The sequence below is a fragment of the Sphaerisporangium sp. NPDC049457 genome, assembly GCF_055586705.1.
In genome coordinates this window covers 646572-665819 of sequence record NZ_JBVJHR010000001.1, presented here as the reverse complement: position 1 = coordinate 665819, position 19248 = coordinate 646572, and the positions used below count along the sequence as shown (strand labels likewise).

The 19248-nt window shown below is 71.9% G+C and carries 18 protein-coding genes; 10 read left to right on the top strand and 8 right to left on the bottom strand.

What is annotated here, in order from left to right; all coding sequences use genetic code 11:
* Positions 1 to 2: 2 nt before the first annotated feature.
* From ACZ6QO_RS02740 to ACZ6QO_RS02720, 5 genes are all read right to left on the bottom strand, one after another.
* A complete protein-coding gene (locus tag ACZ6QO_RS02740) occupies positions 3 to 974 on the bottom strand; it encodes an ADP-ribosylglycohydrolase family protein (protein ID WP_465846972.1) in 972 nt (323 codons plus the stop codon).
* A complete protein-coding gene (locus tag ACZ6QO_RS02735; RefSeq protein WP_465846970.1) occupies positions 971 to 2296 on the bottom strand; it encodes an ABC transporter substrate-binding protein in 1326 nt (441 codons plus the stop codon). Before ACZ6QO_RS02735 ends, ACZ6QO_RS02740 begins: the two co-directional genes overlap by 4 nt.
* A 77-nt stretch (positions 2297 to 2373) precedes the next feature.
* Positions 2374 to 3192, bottom strand: a complete 819-nt coding sequence (locus tag ACZ6QO_RS02730; RefSeq protein ID WP_465846969.1) for a carbohydrate ABC transporter permease — start codon at positions 3190 to 3192, stop codon at positions 2374 to 2376.
* A 2-nt stretch (positions 3193 to 3194) separates the two neighbouring features.
* Positions 3195 to 4130: a carbohydrate ABC transporter permease gene (locus ACZ6QO_RS02725; RefSeq protein ID WP_465846968.1), complete on the bottom strand. Its 936-nt coding sequence runs from the start codon at positions 4128 to 4130 to the stop codon at positions 3195 to 3197.
* A complete protein-coding gene (locus tag ACZ6QO_RS02720) occupies positions 4127 to 5140 on the bottom strand; it encodes a LacI family DNA-binding transcriptional regulator (RefSeq protein ID WP_465846967.1) in 1014 nt (337 codons plus the stop codon). The genes ACZ6QO_RS02725 and ACZ6QO_RS02720 overlap by 4 nt, the downstream gene beginning before the upstream one ends.
* Before the next feature lie 276 nt (positions 5141 to 5416).
* Here ACZ6QO_RS02720 and ACZ6QO_RS02715 point away from each other — a divergent pair, with 276 nt between their 5' ends.
* Positions 5417 to 6163, top strand: a complete 747-nt coding sequence (locus ACZ6QO_RS02715) for an SDR family NAD(P)-dependent oxidoreductase (RefSeq protein WP_465846965.1) — start codon at positions 5417 to 5419, stop codon at positions 6161 to 6163.
* A gap of 200 nt (positions 6164 to 6363) precedes the next feature.
* Positions 6364 to 8160: a PQQ-dependent sugar dehydrogenase gene (locus ACZ6QO_RS02710; protein WP_465846964.1), complete on the top strand. Its 1797-nt coding sequence runs from the start codon at positions 6364 to 6366 to the stop codon at positions 8158 to 8160.
* 86 nt (positions 8161 to 8246) lie between these two features.
* Here ACZ6QO_RS02710 and ACZ6QO_RS02705 read toward each other — a convergent pair whose 3' ends face one another.
* Positions 8247 to 9257, bottom strand: a complete 1011-nt coding sequence (locus ACZ6QO_RS02705; RefSeq protein WP_465846962.1) for a GNAT family N-acetyltransferase — start codon at positions 9255 to 9257, stop codon at positions 8247 to 8249.
* Between the two features lie 96 nt (positions 9258 to 9353).
* On the opposite strand from ACZ6QO_RS02705, the gene ACZ6QO_RS02700 reads away from it, so the two are divergent.
* Positions 9354 to 9683 carry a spore germination protein GerW family protein gene (locus ACZ6QO_RS02700; protein ID WP_465846960.1) on the top strand — a complete coding sequence of 110 codons (330 nt, stop codon included), beginning with the start codon at positions 9354 to 9356 and terminating at the stop codon, positions 9681 to 9683.
* A 27-nt stretch (positions 9684 to 9710) separates the two neighbouring features.
* Positions 9711 to 10685 (top strand): magnesium transporter CorA family protein, encoded by a 975-nt coding sequence (locus ACZ6QO_RS02695; RefSeq protein ID WP_465846958.1) that lies wholly within the window; start codon positions 9711 to 9713, stop codon positions 10683 to 10685.
* A gap of 69 nt (positions 10686 to 10754) precedes the next feature.
* Here ACZ6QO_RS02695 and ACZ6QO_RS02690 read toward each other — a convergent pair whose 3' ends face one another.
* On the bottom strand, positions 10755 to 11900 hold the full coding sequence (locus ACZ6QO_RS02690; RefSeq protein ID WP_465846957.1) for an ROK family transcriptional regulator: 1146 nt from the start codon (positions 11898 to 11900) through the stop codon (positions 10755 to 10757).
* Positions 11901 to 12011: 111 nt separating this feature from the next.
* On the opposite strand from ACZ6QO_RS02690, the gene ACZ6QO_RS02685 reads away from it, so the two are divergent.
* Genes ACZ6QO_RS02685 through ACZ6QO_RS02670 form a run of 4 tightly spaced genes read left to right on the top strand, consistent with a single transcriptional unit; the run spans position 12012 to position 15489 of the window.
* Entirely contained in the window at positions 12012 to 12983 is a 972-nt protein-coding gene (locus ACZ6QO_RS02685) for a glutamate ABC transporter substrate-binding protein (RefSeq protein ID WP_465846955.1), read from the top strand.
* Positions 12984 to 12996: 13 nt separating this feature from the next.
* Positions 12997 to 13641 (top strand): amino acid ABC transporter permease, encoded by a 645-nt coding sequence (locus ACZ6QO_RS02680; RefSeq protein ID WP_465846954.1) that lies wholly within the window; start codon positions 12997 to 12999, stop codon positions 13639 to 13641.
* Positions 13638 to 14504, top strand: coding sequence for an amino acid ABC transporter permease (locus ACZ6QO_RS02675; protein WP_465846953.1), 867 nt, complete (start codon positions 13638 to 13640; stop codon positions 14502 to 14504). Before ACZ6QO_RS02680 ends, ACZ6QO_RS02675 begins: the two co-directional genes overlap by 4 nt.
* 46 nt (positions 14505 to 14550) lie before the next feature.
* Positions 14551 to 15489 (top strand): asparaginase, encoded by a 939-nt coding sequence (locus ACZ6QO_RS02670; protein ID WP_465846951.1) that lies wholly within the window; start codon positions 14551 to 14553, stop codon positions 15487 to 15489.
* 57 nt (positions 15490 to 15546) lie between these two features.
* Here the strand turns inward: ACZ6QO_RS02670 and ACZ6QO_RS02665 are convergent, their stop codons facing one another.
* Positions 15547 to 15927, bottom strand: coding sequence for a VOC family protein (locus ACZ6QO_RS02665; RefSeq protein ID WP_465846949.1), 381 nt, complete (start codon positions 15925 to 15927; stop codon positions 15547 to 15549).
* A 363-nt stretch (positions 15928 to 16290) separates the two neighbouring features.
* Between ACZ6QO_RS02665 and ACZ6QO_RS02660 the strand changes: the two genes are divergently transcribed.
* Together ACZ6QO_RS02660 and polX are read left to right on the top strand one after the other, a co-directional pair.
* Entirely contained in the window at positions 16291 to 17265 is a 975-nt protein-coding gene (locus tag ACZ6QO_RS02660) for an aldo/keto reductase (protein ID WP_465846947.1), read from the top strand.
* Positions 17266 to 17313: 48 nt separating this feature from the next.
* Positions 17314 to 19002, top strand: coding sequence for a DNA polymerase/3'-5' exonuclease PolX (gene polX, locus ACZ6QO_RS02655; RefSeq protein ID WP_465846945.1), 1689 nt, complete (start codon positions 17314 to 17316; stop codon positions 19000 to 19002).
* Positions 19003 to 19248 lie beyond the last annotated feature (246 nt).

The following is a 19248-nucleotide window of genomic DNA, read 5'->3' as shown; positions in this document are numbered from 1 at the left end:
CTTTATCCTGCGGATCCGATCCGATGCGCCGCGGTGAACAGTTCGGTGGCGGCGTCGAGGACGTGACGGCCGGCGACGACCGGCAGGCAGCGGCCGGTGGCGGGGCCGATCTCGCGGGCCCATCTGGCGGGGACGGCGGCCTCGCCGCCCCCTGCTCCCGCGAGGGCGCCGGCGATGGCCGCGGTGGTGTCGGCGTCCCTGCCGAGGTTGGCGGCGCACACCACCGACTCCTCGACCTCGCCGGCGCCCATGAGGTAGCCGGCGAAGGCGAGGGCGACGGCCTCGGGGGCCAGGTCGGTCCACGGGTAGTGGCGCACGACGACGGCGGCGTACAGCCGCTCCACCGACCCGGCGGCGACGGCGGCCACCGCGGAGCGCAGGTTGCGGGATGTCCAGGAGTCCTCGGGGACCGCGGCGATCCCCGCCTCGACGACCTCTCCCGGCCGGGCGCCGGTCATCGCGACGGCCACCGCGGCGGCGACCGCCTGCCCGCCGTACACGCCCTCGCCGCTGTTGCTCACCACGCCGTCCACCGCCACCAGCCGGGCCGCCTCGGCGGGGTCGCCGGCCGCGAAGACGCCGTACGGCGCGGCGCGCATGGCCAGGCCGTCGGACCAGCCGTGCCGGTGCCACATGCCCGACATCGGCGGCGCGAGGCCGCGCCGCAGGGCCTGGACGGCGCCGAGTTCGGAGAACCCTGCGCCGCGCATCGGCCCGTCGATGGCCGGGATGATCTGCTCGCGGTACTCCCTTGCCACGTCGCCCGGGGTCATCGCCGCGCCATACCTGCAGAGCAGCGACGCGGCGAAGATGGTGTACTCGGTGTCGTCGGTGCCGCCCTTGCCCGGCTCGATCTCGGTCAACCGGCTGTAGCGGCGGGCGATCTCCTCAGGGGCGAGGTTCTCGGCGGGCCGCCCGAGGGCGTCGCCGGCCGCCAGGCCGAGCAGGCACCCCCGGGCGCGGGTCAGGCTCATCTGCTGTAGCGCTCCAGCACCTTGTCGCCCTCCTCGACGAGGGTCTTGGCCGCCTCGTCGAGTGTGATCTTGTCGGCGAAGTACTGCTGCAGGGTCGGGGTCGCCACCTTGCTCTTCCACTCGTCGAAGCCGTTGACCTTCAGATACGGCGCGACGACGAGGTTCTTGGCCGAGGCGGTGGCGACGTCCCAGCCGTTCTCCTTGGTGGTCATGGACGGGTCGCTCGCCGCCTTGACGCTGGTGGGGAGCAGCCAGTCGCCCTTGGCGAGCTTCGCCTGGTTGGCGCTGTTCAGGAAGTAGGAGATGAACTTCGTCGCCTGGTCGGAGTGCTTGCTGTCGGCGGCGACGGAGAGCGTCTGGGAGGTGGCGCCCTGCTCGGCGGTGACGCCCTTGAGCGGCGGGATGGTGATCCACTCGAAGTCCTCGGGCGCCTGCTCGGCCACCTGCTGGCGCAGGTAGACGCCGGCGGGCAGCAGGGCGTACTTGCCGGCGTAGAAGCCGGGCAGCGGGTCGGCGGTGCCCATGCCGAGCGCGGAGGGGTCGGCCGACTTGTCCTTGTAGAGCTGGTCGTGGATGCGCTGCATGACCTCGCGCTCCTCGGGGCCGACCTTGACGGTGGCCTTGGCGCCGTCCACCTGGAAGAAGGTGCCGCCGAAGTTGAGCGCCAGGTTGAGCACCTTGTTGACCGGGGACTTCAGCGGCCAGGCGACGCCGAAGTTCCCGCCCTTGGTGAGCTTCTTGCTGATCTCGGCGAACTCGTCCCACGTCCATGGGGCGTCGGAGGTGGGGACGCGCACCTTGGCGGCGTCGAGCAGCTTCTTGTTGCCGATGAGGACCTGCGACTCCTGCAGGAACGGCACGCCGTACACGCCCTGGCCGCCCTTGCCGTCGCCGAAGGTGACGGTGTCCCAGGCGGGCTGCGGGATGTCGTTCTTGAGGTCGGACGGCAGCTTGCCGGTCAGGTCGAGCAGGTAGCCGCGCGAGGCGAAACCCGCCAGCGCCGGGGAGTCGTCGTGGATGACGTCCGGCGGGTCGCCGCCCTCGAAGGAGGTGACGAGCTGGTCGTTGACGTTGTCCCAGCTTCCCTGGACGTACTCGACCTTGGTGTTCGGGTTGGCCTGGTTCCACTCGTCGACGATCTGCTTGTTGGCGGCGATGGACTCCTTCTGCCAGGCGAGGCTGAGGAACTTCAGGTTCACCGGCGCGGCGGCGTCGCCGCCGCCCGCCGTGCCGGCGCCGCCGGCGCCGCCGCCCGATGAGCAGGCGGCCGTCAGCGCGACGATCGCGGCCGCGGCCGCCGCGAGTGCGGTTCTGGTACGCAAGGGACTTCTCCTATCAGGGGGTGTCATGGCTGCGGGCTCCGCCTCGCACGGGCTCGGCTCGGCCGGGAGATCGCCGGTCATCCCTTCACGGCGCCGGCCATGAGGCCGGATCTCAGCCGCCGCTGGATGATCGCGAAGAACGCCAGGCTCGGGATCGTGGCGAGCAGCGAGGCCGCCGCCAGCGGGCCGAGGCGCACCACCCCTTCCGCGCCGGTGAACTTCACCAGGGTCAGGGGCAGCGTGGCCACGCCGGGGTCCTTGAGGACGACCAGCGCGAACAGGAACTCGTTCCAGGAGGAGATGAACGCGAACAGCGCGGTGGCCACCACGCCGGGGGCCAGCAGCGGCGCGACGACGCGGATGATGGCGCGCACGCGTCCGGCGCCGTCGACGGCCGCGGCCTCCTCCAGCTCGCGCGGCACCGCGCGCACGTAGCCCTGGAGCATCCACAGCGCGAACGGCAGCACGAAGGTGACGTGCACGATGGTGAGGCCGGGCAGGGTGTTCACCAGGTCCAGGCTCCGGAGCACCATGAACAGCGGGATGATGATCAGGATGAACGGGAAGACCTGGCTGACCAGCACCCATCCCACGGCGAGCCGGTTGACCAGCGAGCGGTGGCGGGCCATGGCGTACGCCGCGGGCAGCGCCAGCACGATCGTCAGCGCCGAGGTGGCGACGGCGACGGCGAGGCTGCGCAGCGCGCTGCCGGCGATGTCCTGCTCGGTGAAGGCGTCGGCGAAGTTCGCGAGCACGGGATGACGGGGTATCCACGTCGGGGTGAGGTTCGCCATCTCCCTGGAGGTCTTCAGCGCCGTGGACAGCAGCCAGACCAGCGGGAACGCCAGGAAGACCATGTAGGCCAGCAGGGCGAGGTACTGCAGGGGCCTGCGCATCTCTAGTCCGCCTCCCGCATCTGCCGGCCGATGTACAGGCTCAGCAGGGCCAGCACGACGATGACGAAGGCGACGCCGAGCGTGGCGGCGTAGCCGAAGAAGCCGTAGCGGAACGCCTCCTCGTAGGCGAACAGCATCGGCAGCCGGGTCTGCCCGCCGGGGCCGCCCTGGGTGAGCACGTACACAAGGCCGAACTGGTTGATGTTCCAGACGAAGTCCAGCGAGGTGATGGTCACGATGATCGGGCGCAGCTGGGGCAGGGTGATGCTCCAGAAGCGGCGCAAGGTGGAGGCGCCGTCCATGTGGCCGGCCTCGTGCAGTTCCTTGGGAACGTTCTGCAGTCCGGCGAGCAGCACCACGGTGGTCTGCGGCATGCCGGTCCAGACGCCGACGACGATCACCGCGGGCAGCGCGACGGAGAAGTCGTTGAGCCAGTCGACGTTGTGGTCGAGAAGACCCGACTGCTGGAGGACGCTGTTGAGTATGCCGGCGTTGGGGTGGTAGACCAGCCGCCACATCAGGCCGATGACGACCGGGGGCATGGCCCAGGGCACCAGCGCGAGCACCCGGGCGAACGACCGGAACCGCAGGTTCTCGTTGAGCAGCAGCGCCAGCCCGAGCGAGGCGGCGAACTGCAGCACGGTCACAGAGACGGCCCAGATCAGGCCGATGCGGAACGACTCCCAGAAGTCGGCGTCGGCGAGCAGTTCGCCGAAGTTGGCCAGTCCCACGAAGGAGGTCACCGAGTTGCGCCCTGAGCGGGCGTCGGTGAAGGCGAGGAAGACGCCGTAGAGCAGCGGTCCGACGCTGAAGACGAGGACCGGCACGAGCGCGGGCAGCATCAGTGCGAGCGTCTCGCGCCGCCGCCACCCGGCGCCGCCGCCGTCCGCGCGCCGGCCCGTCGCGGGCCCGCCGGTCCTGCGTGCGGTCAGGGTCACAGCGCCCGCCCCTCGGCGGTGGAGGCGCGGACGACCAGCCGGGGCTCGACGGTGACCACGCGCGGCTCGCGCGCCCCGTTCGACAGCCGGTCGAGCAGCAGTTCGGCGGCGGCCCGGCCGCGTTCGGCCGAGCCCAGCGACACGCTGGTCAGCGGGGGCCAGGCGAGCGTCGCCAGGTCGGTGTCGTCCATGCCGGCCACGGCGACGTCCTCCGGCACCCGCCGCCCTTCGCGGCGCAGGACGTCCAGTGCGCCGAGCGCGATCAGGTCGTTGGCGCACAACAGCGCGTCCAGGTCCGGCGTGCGTTCGAGCAGGCGGGCGGTGGCTCGGGCGCCGTCGTGGCGGTAGAAGTCGCCGACCTCGACGAGGCCGGTGTCGTGCGGCAGCCCGAGTGCGCGCACCGCCTCGGCGTAGGCCGCCGCGCGGGCGGCGCCGGGGACGGTGTCCAGCGGGCCGTTGACGAAGCCGATGCGCCGGCGGCCGAGCCCGTGGAGGTGCTCGACGGCCAGCCGGACGCCCTCGCGGGAGTCGGTGCGCACGTTGTCGACCGGTGTGCCCTCGGGGACCGAGCCGATGACGACGACGGGCGCGCGGGCGGCGGCGAACATCTTCAGGTGTTCTCCGGTCACCCGCAGCGGGATCATGATGAGGCCGTCGACGTACCGCTCGCCGAGGCCGCGCAGCACGTCGACCTCGTCGCCGGTGTCGGCGTTGGTGGAGTGCAGGACGAGCCGGTAGCCGGCCGTCTTCAGCATCGGCTGGATCTCGCGGATCATCGCCAGGTAGACCGGGTTGCCGATGTCGGCCATGGCGAAGCCGAGCTGGTTGCTGCGCCGGGACTTCAGCGACCTGGCCACCGAGTTCGGCACGTACCCGAGCTCGCGGGCGGCGCTCATCACCCGCCGCTCGGTCTCGGCCTTGGTGGGCAGGCCGTTGAGCACGCGCGACACCGAGGCGATGGACACGCCGGCGCGCTGGGCGATGGTCGTGATGGTCGGCCCGTCACTCACGTGTCACCTCGGTCCAGGGGGAAAAGTAAACGTTTACAGCGGCTCGCGGAAGAACGACTGAAAACGTTTACTGGAGTGGGGCCATGTAACCCGCCGGACACACGCACCGTCAAGTCACGATCGGATAAAGCGGGACAGACCCGACACTCGCCACTGCCGTGGCACGCCGCGCCGGACGAACCGCCACCCCGCCGGGGCGCCCCCCGGCGGGAGACGCGGGACGCGGCCGCCCGCCCGGCCGTGAGGCGGCGCGCGTGGGTTGCTAGCGTGCTGTGGGTGAGTGGTAGAGGGGTTCTGGTCACCGGGGGGTCGCGGGGGATCGGGCGGGCGGTGGCGGTGGCGCTCGCGGGTGAGGGGGACCGCCTCGCCGTCCACCACCGGGATTCGGCCGATCAGGCCGAGCGGACGCGGGCCGAGCTGCCGGGCGACGGGCACCTCGTCGTCCAGGCCGACATCGCCGACCCCGAGCAGGTGCGGCGCATGGTGGACGAGGCCGCGGACGGGCTGGGCGGCATCGACGTGCTGGTCAACAACGCCGGCGTCTACTTCCACCACCCGCTCACCGAGGTCTCCTACGAGGAGTGGCAGGAGGCCTGGCGGCGCACGCTGTCGATCAACCTGCTGGGCGCGGCCAACGCCACCTGGTGCGCCGTGCCGCACATGCCGTCCGGGGGGCGCGTCGTCAACGTGTCCTCGCGGGGCGCCTTCCGCGGCGAGCCGCAGGCTCCGGCGTACGCGGCGAGCAAGGCGGGCATGAACGCGCTCGGCCAGTCGCTCGCCGTCGCGCTCGCCCCGCACGGCATCACCGTGGGGACGGTCGCGCCCGGCTTCGTCGAGACCGACATGATCAACGAGCACCTGAAGGCCCCCCGCGGCGACGCGATCCGCGGTCAGAGCCCGTTCGGCCGGGTGGCCCGGCCCGAGGAGATCGCCGCGGCCGTGCTGTACCTGGCCTCGCCGTCGGCCGAGTGGGCGAGCGGCGCCATCATCGACCTCAACGGCGCCTCCTACCTGCGCAGCTGACCATCGGCGGGTCGAGCCGGAGGACGCCCGCCGGTCTGCGGCGCCTCGTGCCGGGTGGTGAAAGTTTCGCGTCCCGGGGCGCGGCCGGCGGCGTATGCGCAGCTCGGCGAGCGGGTGCCCGCCCGATGATTGCCCCGGGCACGGCCGGCGCTTTCGATGGGAGGAGCCGGTAGCCTCCGTCCCTCCTCGGAGCGTGTGTGATGCCCAAGCACCTGTACTCGGCACTCTCCATCGTCCTTTGCGCCATGATCGCCGCCACGGCGCTCGTCGTGACCCGGCCGGCCGCCGCGGGCGCGGGGACGGGCGGGTTCGACTTCAGCCGGGCACAGATCGCCAGTTGGGGGCTGCGGGTGCCCTGGGGCATGGCCTTCCTCCCCGACGGCAGCGCCCTCGTCTCCGAACGTGACACCGCGACCATCGCGCGGGTGCGTCCCGGGTATGCGCCCGTACAGGTGGCCACGGTTCCGAACACGTATCCCGCAGGTGACGGGGGCCTGCTCGGCATCGCCCTCTCCCCCACGTTCGCGCAGGACCAGTGGGTCTACGCGTACATCAGCTCCGCCTCCGACAACCGGGTGGTCCGGTTCCGGCTCAGCGCTCCGTACACCCAGCAGGTGATCCTCCCCGGCATGCCCCGGGGCCAGTTCCGCAACGGCGGGCGCATCGCGTTCGGCCCAGACGGCATGCTGTACGTGGCCACGGGCGACGCGGGCTACCCCGGGAACGCCCAGAGCTCGAACCTCGGCGGCAAGATCCTGCGCATCACCCGCGACGGCGCGGTTCCCGCGGACAACCCGTACTCCGGCTCACCGGTCTACAGCTACGGCCACAGCAATGTTCAGGGGCTCGCCTGGGACGCGGCCGGCCTGCTGTACGCCACGGAATTCGGTCAGAACTCCACAGACGAGATCAACTACATCCGGCCGGGGCACAACTACGGCTGGCCCGCCTGCGAGGGCATGTGCGGCCTCACGGCCTACGCGAACCCCCTGGTGACCTGGAACGACAGCGACGCGTCCCCCAGCGGCCTGGCGTACGCCAACGGCACTCTGTTCGCCGCGGCCCTCGCCGGCAAGCGTCTGTGGGCGGTGCCGGTCAGCGGCGGCGACAAGGTGGGCACTCCGGTGGCCGTGTTGCAAGGAATGCTGGGCCGGCTGCGCACCGTGGCGGTCGGTCCGGACGGCTGGCTCTGGGTGGCGACGAGCAACCGCGACGGCAGGGGGACGCCGGGCCCCAGCGACGACATGATCATCCGGATCCCGCCCGTCGGCCCATCCGGCCCGTCGCCCTCACCATCCGGCCCGGGGGGCTCCCCATCGGCCAGCCCGTCGCCCTCGTCGCCGGGCGACTCCTCGCCGTGCGTCTCCCCCTCGCCCAGCCCGACACCGACACCCACACCGACACCGACACCCACCCCCACACCCACACCGAGCCCGTCAGCGTCCCCCAGCGTCTCTCCCTCGCCCACCCCTTCACCTAGCCCCTCACCAACGCCCAGCCCCTCACCGACACCGACTCCGACACCGAGCCCGTCGGCGTCTCCCAGCGTCTCCCCATCGCCCAGTCCTTCACCGTGCCCCTCGCCGACGCCCAGCCCCTCACCGACACCGACACCGACACCCAGCCCCTCGCCGTCACCCAGCCCCTCGCCAACGCCCAGTCCCTCGCCGTCGCCGACACCCAGCCCGTCGCCGTCGGGTACACGCTCCTGCGAAGCGACGGTCAAGTTCTTTCTCCAGATGACGGCGGCCCCCTTCGGCGAACTGACGGTGCGCAACACGGGTACGTTGCCCATCACCACGTGGACCGTCGTCTTCCAGGTCCCCAACGGGCTGACCTACCTGCAGTTGAACGGCTACCACGTGCCGGGATCCACGGTGACCTACACCCAGAACGGCCTACTGCCGCCGGGCAATGTGGTGACGGTGCGATTCCCGATCGGCTGGTCCGGCGGCACTGTCACGGGTCCGACGCCCGTCACCTGCACGGCAAGCTGACGTCTCCCTACGGGATCAAGGCGAACCGGACGGGCGGCCCTGAACCCTCGCCAGGGGCTGCGGTACACGGCAGCGCGGCTGAGCCGCTACAGAGGGCGGCGCCAGACGTCGATGGCCAGGACGGGGCGCATGCCGGCCGAGAGGTACAGGTCGAGCGCCGGGGTGGTGTTGCCCGCGTCCACGTGGAGGTAGGTGCCGACCCTCCCCCGGCGCGCGTCGTGGGCGAAGGCGTGCTTGAGCAGCAGGCGGCCGAGCCCCCGGCCGCGGAACTCGGGGAGCACCGACAGGATGCGCACGTACCCGCAGTTCTCGTCGGCGGCGAACATGTCGGACCCGAGCAGCATCGCCGCCGGCGCGCCGTCCACCTCTGCCAGCAGGAGCTGGGACCAGTCGTGGGTGGCGGAGGCCTCGAAGTCGTGCTTCCACCGGTCGTACCGCTTGGGGACGAACCCGAAATGCCCCGCGAAACCCTCCTGGTGGATGCGGTGCGCCGCGCGCATCAGCTCCTCGGAGCCGGCCGCCGGGCGGACGGTCACGCCGGGCAGGGATCCCGGGTCGGCCCCGGTGTGGTCGGCGCGCAGCCGGTGGAAGCTCGTCGCGGGCGTGAAGCCGTGGGCGGCGGCCAGGGCCCGCTTGGCCTCGTCCTCCCGGTAGACCGCGACCTCCGCCACCGCCCGGCCGTCCCCGCCGTGTGCGGCGGCGATCTGCCTGGCCCGCCCGAGGACGGTGTCCCACAGCCAGGCCGTCACCCTCGAGTCGCGGGAGCAGACCTCGATCTCGACGGCGCCGCCCTCCCCTTGGCGGACGGCGTACGCCCAGCCCACCGGGCCGCCGTCGCCGCCGTCGCCGCCGCGCCGGTGGACCAGCCAGGCGTCGCGGGCGAGGTCCATCGCGGGGTCGGCCAGCACGTCGGCGACGTCGTCGGGGGTCATGTCGGGATGACCCAGGACCTCGGTGTCGCAGGCCGACACCACCTGGTAGACGGCCGGCGCGTCGTCCGGCCCCGGCCTGCGGATCTCGTACGCGCGGGCGAAGGCGTCGTCCCCGAGCGCTTCGGGCACTGGGCGGACGCCGCCGGCGTTCTCGTGCTCGTTCACAGGTCCCTTTCTATCCGGACGGACCGACAGGACCGGGTCCGGGCTCGGCGTACTGCGGCATGATGACCCCAGAGCATCACGATCACGGAGGCGGGCATGGAACTGCGGGAGTTCTTCGAGCACCTTTCCGGGGCGCAGCGGGTGTACGGACAGCCCTACGAGAAGGACGGGGTCACCGTCATCCCGGCCGTCTCGGTGCGCGCCGGCGGCGGTTTCGGGCGCGGTGATGTGAAGGGCCAGGTGACCGGCGGCACGGGAGGGGGCGGAGGCGCGATCGCCCGCCCGGTCGGCGCGTACGTCATCAGGAACGGCGAGCTGTCCTGGGAGCCGGCCCTCGACGTCAACCGCATCGTGCTCGGCGGGCAGATCCTCGCCGGGCTCGCCCTCGTGGTGATCGCGCTGCGGGCGGGCCTGCGCCGGTCCTGACCGGCACGCGGGTCTAGTGTGGCGGACATGGTGCGCACCCGCCTGTACCGCAACGGTGTCCTCGTGGCAGAGGGTTTTCCCTACGCCGAGGTCTCCGAGCATCTCGCGGACCCCTCGGCCACGGTCTGGTTCGACCTGCTCTCCCCCACGCCCGAGAAGCTCGACATCGTCCGGCAGGAGCTCGGGCTGCACCAGCTCGCCGTCGACGACGTCCTGCACCCCCACCAGCGGCCCAAGCTGAGCGTCTACGACACCCACCTGCTTCTGACGCTGTACGCCGTCCGGCTGGGCAAAGGGGCCAGGGGGCTGCACCTGTCCGGCCTCTCGATCTTCGTGACCGAGAACGCCCTGGTCACCGTGCGCGCGGACGACACGTGCGACATCGACGCGGTCGTGGCGCGCTGGGACGCCGGTCCCCGTATGGCCGCGCACGGGGTGTCCTTCCTGCTGCACGCCCTGCTGGACTACGTCGTGGACGGCCACTTCGAGGTCGCCGAGGCCCTGGACGACCGGGTGGAGGCGCTGGAGGACGAGCTGTTCACCGAACGGCCCGGCAACGACCGGGGCATACAGCGGCGCATGTTCGACCTGCGGCGCACCACCGTGCGGTTCCGGCGCGTCGTGCTGCCGATGCAGGAGGTGGTCAACGGCCTGCTGCGGCGCGACCTCGGCGTGGTCGGGGCCGAGATGACGCCCTACTACCAGGACGTGTACGACCACGTGCTGCGGATCTCCGAATGGACCGAGTCGCTGCGCGAGCTGGTGGGCAACGTCTACGAGACCCACCTGAACCTGCAGGGCTACCGCATGAACGACATCATGAAGCGGGTGACGAGCTGGGCGGCGATCATCGCCGTGCCCACGCTGATCACCGGCTTCTACGGGCAGAACATCCCCTTTCCCGGGTTCTCCCGCGCGGACGGCTTCTGGACGTCCACCCTGCTGATCATCTCGGTGTCGTGGATCCTCTACGTCGTCTTCCGCAAGAAGGACTGGATCTAGCGTCCCCCGGCTCGCGCGCCAGGGCCCGGAGCCCGCGCGCCCGCGGTGCGCCGGGGCCCTGAGCCGAGGTCAGGGCCGGGCGGCGGCCTCCTCGACCCACTCGCCCGCGAGCACCACGTCGCGCAGCAGCGAGCCCGCGCCGAGGATGGCGGCGTTCGGCCCGGCGCGGGTGACGTCGATCTTCAGGTCGCGGGTGGCCAGCGGGAGGCAGCGCTCGTAGACCGCGCCCCTGATTGCGGCGATCAGCTGCTCGGCCGCCGACAGGCTGCCCCCGATCACCACCGCGTCGGGGTTGAAGAAGTTCACCAGGGCGGTGAGCACGTCCCCGATGAGCCGCCCGGCGCCGCGCACGAGGTTGGTGGCCTGGGGGACGCCGTCGGACGCGAGCCGGGCGATGCGCGCGGGGTGGTCCACCTCGATGCCCTGCTCGGCCAGGGCGGCCATCAGCGCGGCGCCGCTGGCGTAGGCCTCCAGGCAGTCGGAGTGCCCGCAGGAGCACATCACCGAGCGGTCGGCGCGCACGCGGACGTGGCTGATGTCGCCGGCCGCGCCGCGCCCGCGATGCAGCCGGCCGTCGGCGACGATGCCGCAGCCGATGCCGGTGCCCACCTTGAGCACCATCAGGTTCTGGCAGCCGGGCCAGGCCAGGTGCTCGCCGGCGGCCATCAGGTTGGCGTCGTTCTCCACCAGGACCGGGACGTCGAACCGCTCGGCCATGTGCGCGCCGACGGGGTACTCGTTCCAGCCGGGCATGCGCGAAGGGGAGATCACCGTGCCGTCCACCGGGTCGACCGGGCCGGGAACCCCGACGCCGACGCCCCGCACCGGCAGCCCGCCGCCGGTGGCCGCGACCAGTTCCTCCAGCCGGGCGGTGAGCCAGTCGAGGGTGGCGGCCGCCCCGGCTCCTATGTCGCAGGCGTGCTCGACGACGGCGAGCGGGGTGCCGGCCAGGTCGACCAGGCCGAGCCGGGCGTGGTGGCTGCCGAGGTCGGCGACGGCGAGCAGCCCGGCCTCGGGGGCGAGTTTCAGGCGCCTGGGCCGCCGGCCGCCGGTGGACATCCCGGCGCCCTCCTCCTGGAGCAGGCCGGCGTCGATGAGCTCCTCCACCCGCAGCGAAACGCTGGACGGGGCAAGGCCGGAATGCCGGGCGAGGTCGGCGCGAGACGCGGCGTGGCCCAGCGCGACGAGACGGAGTAGCTCCCCTTTGCCTGACACAGGAGATGCATACCACGGTGTGACTTAGTGCGGCAATCAATTGACTTTGTCCGACATCGGCCTCTATCGTCCGTTCAAAATTCGATTCCGAATGAAGTCGGATGGTAAGTGATGATCGAGCTGCGCGGAAACGCTCCAGCACTCTCCCGCCCGCGCCGCGCGGCGCTGGCCGCCATGACCGTGTTGACGCTGGCAGGAGCCATGGCGGCCTGCTCGGGAAGCGACGGCTCGTCCGCCGTGCCTCCCGCCCCGGCGGGCGACTCCGGCACCCAGGCCGCCGACCCCTACGCCTCGGCCCCGGTCGCGACGGCCGCCGAAATTCCGGCCGGCTCCACGATGGACAAGATCAAGCAGCGCGGCGAGCTGCTCGTCGGCGGGTCGCTGGACGCGCCGCTGCTCTCGCAGCAGAACCCGGTGACCGGCCAGGTCGAGGGCTTCGACGCCGACCTGGGCAAGATGCTCGCCAAGTACATCATCGGCAAGCCGAGCGTCAAGATCGTCAACTCGGCGTCGGAGACCCGCGAGGCGCTGCTGTCCAACGGCACCGTGGACGTGGTCTTCCAGACCTACACGATCACCCCTGAGCGGGCCGAGCAGGTCGCCTTCGCCGGGCCGTACTACACCTCCGGCCTGGCGATCGCGGTGAAGAAGGGCACCACCGGCATCGCCAAGCCCGAGGACCTCGACGGCAAGACGGTCATCGCCGGCGCCAACACCCCGGCCATCCCCGCCATCAAGAAGCTCGCCCCGAACGCGAAGATCGTCACCTTCGGCAGCGACCCCGAGTGCCTCCAGGCCCTCAAGCAGGACCGCGGCGTCGCCTACGTCCAGGACCAGTCGCTGCTGGTCGCCGACGGCAAGAGCGACCCCGAAGTGCAGGTCGTCGGCGAGCCGTTCACGACCGACCCGTACGGCATCGGCCTCAAGCACGGCGACGACCAGATGAAGAAGTTCGTCAACGACTGGCTGAAGAAGATCCAGGACGCCGGCCTGTGGCAGCAGGCGTGGAAGAACTCCATCGGCACGGTCGTGCAGGGCGAGGCGCCGGCGCCGCCCGCCATCGGCTCGGTCCCCGGCTCCTAGGCGGCCCTGGTCGATGGACGCCCTGTCCGGCAACCTCCCGGCGCTGTGGGACGGTCTGCTCGTCACCCTGCAGCTCACGCTGCTGGCGTTCGCGGGCGCGTCCGTCGCCGGGGTGCTCGTCGCCACCGCGCGCGTCAGCCCGGTCCCGGTGCTACGCGCGGCGGGGACGGTCTACGTTGAGACGCTCCAGAACATCCCGCTGCTGGTGCTGCTGATCCTGGCAGTCTTCGGGCTGCCGGAGATCGGCGTCCAGGCCGGGCTGTTCACCACGGCCGTGGTGGTGATCTCCCTCTACCAGGCCGCGTACATCGCCGAGGCGCTGCGGTCGGGGATCAACGCGGTGCCCGCCGGGCAGGGCGAGGCGGCCAGGGCGCTCGGGCTGGGCTTCGCCGGGTCGCTGCGCCACGTGGTGCTCCCCCAGGCGCTCGGCACGGTCGTCCAGCCGCTCGGCAACATCTTCATCATGCTCACGATGAACACCTCGCTGGCGGCGGCCGTCGGCGTGGTGGAGCTGACCGCCGCCGCCAACCGGGTCAACCTGATCGAGGCCCAGCCGATACCGATCTTCGTGGGGGCCGGAGTGGCGTACATGCTGTTGTCGTCGCTGGTCGGATTCGTCACCGGCGTGCTGGAGCGCAGGCTGGCGGTGCACCGGTGAGCGGCGCCCGCCTGCTGTTCGACGAGCCGGGGCCGCGCGCCCGGCGGCGCACCCGCGTCGCCACCGTCGTCACCGCGCTCGCGCTTCTGGCGCTGGGCGCGCTGGCCGTCCGCCAGTTCGCCGCCAACGGGCAACTCGACGCGGCACGCTGGCAGCCGTACGCCACCTGGCCCATGTGGCGCTACCTGCTCGGCGGACTGTGGTCGACCGTCCTTGCGGCCGTGGTCTCCGCCGCGCTGGCCATGGCCGGCGGGCTGCTGCTCGCGCTCGGCCGGGTGTCGCCGCGCCGCCCGGCGCGGTGGGCGGCGGGCGCCTACGTCGAGGTCGTCCGGACGATCCCGGCGCTGCTGCTGGTCTACGTGGTGCTGTTCGCGCTGCCGAAGTACGGGCTGGACCTTCCGCTGTTCTGGAAGCTCGTCGTCCCGCTGTCGGTGTCCAACGCGGCGGCGTTCGCCGAGATCTTCCGGGCCGGCATCCTGTCGGTCGCGCGCGGCCAGAGCGAGGCGGGCCTGTCCGTCGGGCTGACGCGCGGGCAGACCATGCGCCTCATCGTGCTGCCCCAGGCCGCCCGGCGGGTGCTGCCGTCCATCGTCAGCCAGTCGGTGGGACTGCTCAAGGACACCTCGCTGGGCTTCGTCGTCAGCTACGCCGAACTGCTGTACAGCGGCAAGGTCCTGGCCAACTACAACCACCTGCTGATCCAGACCTACATCGTCGTGGCGCTGGTGTACCTGGTCGTGAACGCGTCGCTGTCCAAGCTGGCCCGCACGCTGGAGGCACGCCAGGCCGGCGCCGCCCGCCGCGCCGCCGCGGCCGACCGGCCGGCGCCGCCCGCGGCCCCGGAGGCCGCCCTCCACGCCTGACCGTCCGCCCCCCGCATCCCTGCTCCATCTTCAGAAAGGCACCCGCATGTACGCGCGTCTGGCGGAGGTCGTCAGGTCCGGCTTCACGGAGAGCGTCCATTTCGGCAGCGTCGCCGCCCTGGCCCCTGACGGGACCCTGGCGTTCGCGCGCGGCGCCGCCGACGAGCCGATGCTGCCCCGCTCCTCGGCCAAGCCCTTCCAGGCGCTGGCGTGCCTGGACTCCGGCGCGGCTCTGTACGGGTCGCGCCTGGCGATCGCCGCCGGCAGCCACACGGGCGAGGACTTCCACGCCCGCCTCGTCCACACGATGCTGGCGGAGGCCGGTCTCGACGCCTCGGCGCTCGGCTGCCCGCCCGACTGGCCGGAGGACGAGGCCACCCGGCACGCCATGGTCAGAGCCGGCGAGGACCGCGCCCGGGTGCGCATGAACTGCTCGGGCAAGCACGCGGCGATGCTGATGGCCTGCGCCGCCGCCGGCTGGGACACCGCCTCCTACCTGACCGCCTCCCATCCCCTGCAGCGGCGGGTGAAGTCGGCCGTCCAGCGGCTGTCCGGCGAGAAGAGCCCGCACACGGCGGTGGACGGCTGCGGCGCCCCGCTGTTCGCGCTGTCCCTCACCGGCCTGGCACGCGCGGTGCGGGCGCTCGCCGTCGCCCCGAAGGACACCCCTGAGCGCGCGGTGGCCGACGCCATGCGCGCGTTCCCCGAATTCGTCGGGGGGACCGGGCACGTCAACACCGAGCTGATGCGGGCGCTGCCGGGCAGCGTCGTCAAGGGCGGCGCGGAGGGCGTGCTGGTGGCCGCCACCCCTGACGGGCACGCGGTGGCCGTCAAGGTGATCGACGGCGGCCCGCGCGCGACCTCGGCCATCGCCCTGGCCGCCCTGGCGGAACTCGGCGCCGACATCACCGGAGCCGAGTCCTTCACCACCGTCCCCGTCCTCGGCGGCGGCCGCCCAGTAGGCGAGATCCACCCCACCCTCTGAGACGACCCACGACGCCCTGTAAGACGGTGTTCCGCCCGGCGTGGCAGGGTTCGCGGGTCAGAAGTCCTCGCGGGGGCCGAGGAATTCCAGTCGGTTCTGGTGGCAGTCGGCGGCGTAGAAGCGGCGGTGGCCGGGGAAGGCGTCGTCCCAGGTGATCTGGACGCCGCGGGCGGTCAGCCGTTCGGCGAGGGCGTCCAGGTCGGCGACCAGGATGCCGGGGTGGGCCTTGCGCGCCGGGCGGAAGTCCTGCTCGACGCCGAGGTGGATCTCCAGCGCGTCCGCGCGCACCCACAGCCCGCCCCGGGCGGCGAGCTCCGGCGGCTTGGCCACCTCCGTCATGCCGAGCACGTCCACGTAGAACCGCCGGCACGCCTCCTCCTCCCCCGGCGGCAGCGCGAGCTGGACGTGATGCAGCCCCAGCCCGAAACCGGAGGACACTGAAGACGCACGGGATGCAGGGGATGCAGGGGACGCGGCGGACTCGGCCGACGTGGCGGATGTGACGGATGTGACGGACACGGCGGGCTCGGCGGACTCGGCGGGCGCCGGGGTCGCGGGCGACGGTACACGCCCGTGCCCTCCCGCGGTGGGTTCGCTTTCGCTCACCATGGCGCCCTCCTGCCTTCTCCCGGCACGATCACCACGCCATGGTAGCGATCGCCCGCTCACCCGCCCTCAGCGTCGCACCCTCCTGCGCCGCCGCCAGGAGACCCGCATGCGGCGGCCACGGCGGCGCGGAGAACCGGCGCGAGCGAGGGGCGAAGGCGTTTCGTGATGAGATGTGACAAAAGGAGGCACAGAATGGACTACGTCAGGCTCGGCTCGACCGGGATGAAGGTTTCGCGCATCTGTCTTGGCATGATGAGCTATGGCGACCCCGCCAGATGGCAGGACTGGGTGCTCGACGAGGAGCACGCCGAGCCGCTCGTGCGCAGGGCCGCGGAGGCGGGCGTGACGTTCTTCGACACCGCCGACGTCTACTCCTCCGGCGCCAGCGAGGAGGTCACCGGCAGCCTGCTGCGCAAGATCTTCCCCCGCCGCGAGGACTACGTGCTGGCCACCAAGGTGTTCTTCCCGATGAGCGAGGCCGCCAACGACGGCGGGCTGTCGCGCAAGCACATCATGGACGGCATCGATGCGTCGCTGCGGCGCCTCGGCACCGACTACGTCGACCTGTACCAGATCCACCGGTGGGACGACCACACTCCGATCGAGGAGACCATGGAGGCGCTGCACGACGTCGTCCGCGCCGGCAAGGTGCGCTACATCGGCGCCTCCAGCATGTTCGCCTGGCAGTTCGCCAAGGCGCAGCACGTCGCGGAGACGCACGGCTGGACGAAGTTCGCATCGATGCAGAACCACTACAACCTTCTCTATCGTGAGGAAGAGCGGGAAATGATCCCGCTGTGCCTGGACCAGGGCGTCGGGCTGATCCCGTGGAGCCCTCTGGCCCGGGGGCTGCTGGCACGGGCGGACGCGCGCCAGGAGCGGACGACCCGCTCGGGCGTCGACGGGCGCATCGAGCAGCTGTACGGCGGCCCCGGCGACGCCGCCGTACTGGCCCGGGTCGCCGAGACGGCCACCGCGCGGGACGTCCCCCCGGCCCAGGTGGCGCTGGCATGGCTGCTCGCCCAGCCCGGCGTGAGCGCCCCCATCGTCGGCGCGACCAAGAACCACCACGTGGACGACGCCATCGCCGCGGTGGAACTGGCGCTGACCGACAAGGAACTCGCCTACCTCGCCGAGCCGTACGTCACCCGCCCGGTGATCCACTGACGGCCCCTGGGAGGCGGAAGGGGGGCCGGGGTCCGTAAGCTGGCCCCCATGGGGCGGGCGAACGACGACGCTGCGGCGGCGCTTGAGGAGTATGCCGATCTCTTCGCGATGACCGGCGGCGACGCCTTCCGGGTGCGCAGCTACCAGAAGGCCGCCAAGGCGATCGCCGGCCATCCCGCCGACATCTCGCGGGTGAACGTCCGCGAGGTGCCCGGCGTCGGCGAGGCGATCGCCAAGAAGGTCGAGGAGTTCCTGCAGCGGGGCAGTTTCCGCCAGCTCGACGCCCTGCGCGTGGAGGTGCCCGAGGGGGTGCGCGCGCTGACGCGCATCGCCTCGCTCGGGCCGAAGAAGGCGGTGTTCCTCTACCGCGAGCTGGGCATCGACTCCCCCGAGTCGCTGGCGGAGGCGATCGGCGAGGGCAGACTCGCGGGCCTGCGCGGGTTCGGCGCGAAGACCGAGGAGAACCTGCTCAAGGGCATCGAGCAGCTCCAGCGGGCGGGTGAGCGGGTGCACATCGGCGTCGCGATGGACCTGGCCGAACGGGTCATCGCCTCGCTGTCGGCCGCCGAGAAGATCTCCTACGCCGGGTCGCTGCGCCGGATGAAGGAGACCGTGGGCGACATCGACATCCTGGCCGTCGGCCCCGAGTCGCTGATGGCCGGCTTCAAGGCGCAGCCGTACGTGACGGAGGTCATCGCGAGCGGCGCGCTGAAGACCTCGGTGCGCACCGCGCAGGGCGTCCAGGTTGACCTGCGCCTGGTGCCGGCCGAGTCGTGGGGCGCGGCGATGCAGTACTTCACCGGCTCCAAGGAGCACAACGTGCGGCTGCGCGAGATGTGCGTGAAGCGCGGCTGGAAGCTGTCGGAGTACGGCCTGTTCGAGGGCGAGAGGGTGATCGCCGGCGAGACCGAGGAGGACGTCTACGCGGCCCTCGGCATGCAGTGGGTGCCTCCGCCGCTGCGCGAGGACGGCGGCGAGGTCGAGGCGGCCCTGCGCGGCGCGCTGCCCGAGCTCGTCACGCTGGAGGACCTCAAGGGCGACCTGCACACCCACACCGACCTCACCGACGGCATCGCGACCCTGGAGGAGATGGTCGGGGCCGCGGCCGGGCGCGGGTACGCGTACTACGCGGTGACCGACCACGCGCCGAACCTGTTCATGCAGCGCATGACGCTGGACAAGATGCTGGAGCAGCGCGGGCGGCTGCGCCGGCTCCAGGACGAGTATCCGGGCATGCGCCTGCTGCACGGCACCGAGCTGAACATCGCGCCGGACGGCACCGTCGACTGGCCGGCCGAGGTGCTGGAAGGGTTCGACATCTGTGTCGCCTCGGTACATTCGCACTTCACCCAGTCGCGCGAGGAGATGACCCGCCGGTTCGTCGCCGCCTGCGAGAACCCGCACGTGCACGTCATCGGCCATCCCACCACCCGCAAGATCGGCAAGCGCGCTCCGGTGGACGCCGACTGGGAGACCGTCTTCGCGGCGGCGGCGCGCACGGGGACGGCTCTGGAGATCGACGCCTATCCCGACCGGGCCGACCTGCCGTCCGACCTGGTGCGGCTGGCGCGTCACCACGGGGTGCGGTTCTCCATCGACAGCGACGCGCACGCCGTGCCGCACATGGACAACCTGCGGTTCGGCGTCGGCATCGCGCAGCGGGCGTGGCTGACCGGCGACGACGTCATCAACACCTGGCCGCTGGACCGCCTGCTGGACTTCCTCGGCCGCCGCTGAACGCCGGCGTTTCCTGAAGGGCCGCGACTCCCGCGCGGCCGGGATCCCCCATGGGGGCCGGGTGAAGGGCTCTCAGGGTGAAGGGCTCCCGCTGGAGGGGCGGGCGGAGTAGACTAGGCATATAACATGGTTTCTTGGTAGGGAATTGGTATAAGTTTGACCGGACGGGGGTTGCCCCATGGAACTCGATGACCGGACCGGCGAAGCCACGAGGACCAGACCCGGGCCGAGACCCAGGACAGGCGC

Bases quoted from the DNA above. Each gene is read 5' to 3' on its own strand.
- ACZ6QO_RS02670 (WP_465846951.1), top strand. From the start codon at position 14,551: ATGTACGCGCGTCTGGCGGAGGTCGTCAGGTCCGGCTTCACGGAGAGC.
- ACZ6QO_RS02660 (WP_465846947.1), top strand. From the start codon at position 16,291: ATGGACTACGTCAGGCTCGGCTCGACCGGGATGAAGGTTTCGCGCATC.
- polX (WP_465846945.1), top strand. From the start codon at position 17,314: ATGGGGCGGGCGAACGACGACGCTGCGGCGGCGCTTGAGGAGTATGCC.
- ACZ6QO_RS02700 (WP_465846960.1), top strand. From the start codon at position 9,354: ATGGAACTGCGGGAGTTCTTCGAGCACCTTTCCGGGGCGCAGCGGGTG.
- ACZ6QO_RS02695 (WP_465846958.1), top strand. From the start codon at position 9,711: ATGGTGCGCACCCGCCTGTACCGCAACGGTGTCCTCGTGGCAGAGGGT.
- ACZ6QO_RS02680 (WP_465846954.1), top strand. From the start codon at position 12,997: ATGGACGCCCTGTCCGGCAACCTCCCGGCGCTGTGGGACGGTCTGCTC.
- ACZ6QO_RS02685 (WP_465846955.1), top strand. From the start codon at position 12,012: ATGATCGAGCTGCGCGGAAACGCTCCAGCACTCTCCCGCCCGCGCCGC.
- ACZ6QO_RS02730 (WP_465846969.1), bottom strand. From the start codon at position 3,192: ATGCGCAGGCCCCTGCAGTACCTCGCCCTGCTGGCCTACATGGTCTTC.
- ACZ6QO_RS02710 (WP_465846964.1), top strand. From the start codon at position 6,364: ATGCCCAAGCACCTGTACTCGGCACTCTCCATCGTCCTTTGCGCCATG.
- ACZ6QO_RS02740 (WP_465846972.1), bottom strand. From the start codon at position 974: ATGAGCCTGACCCGCGCCCGGGGGTGCCTGCTCGGCCTGGCGGCCGGC.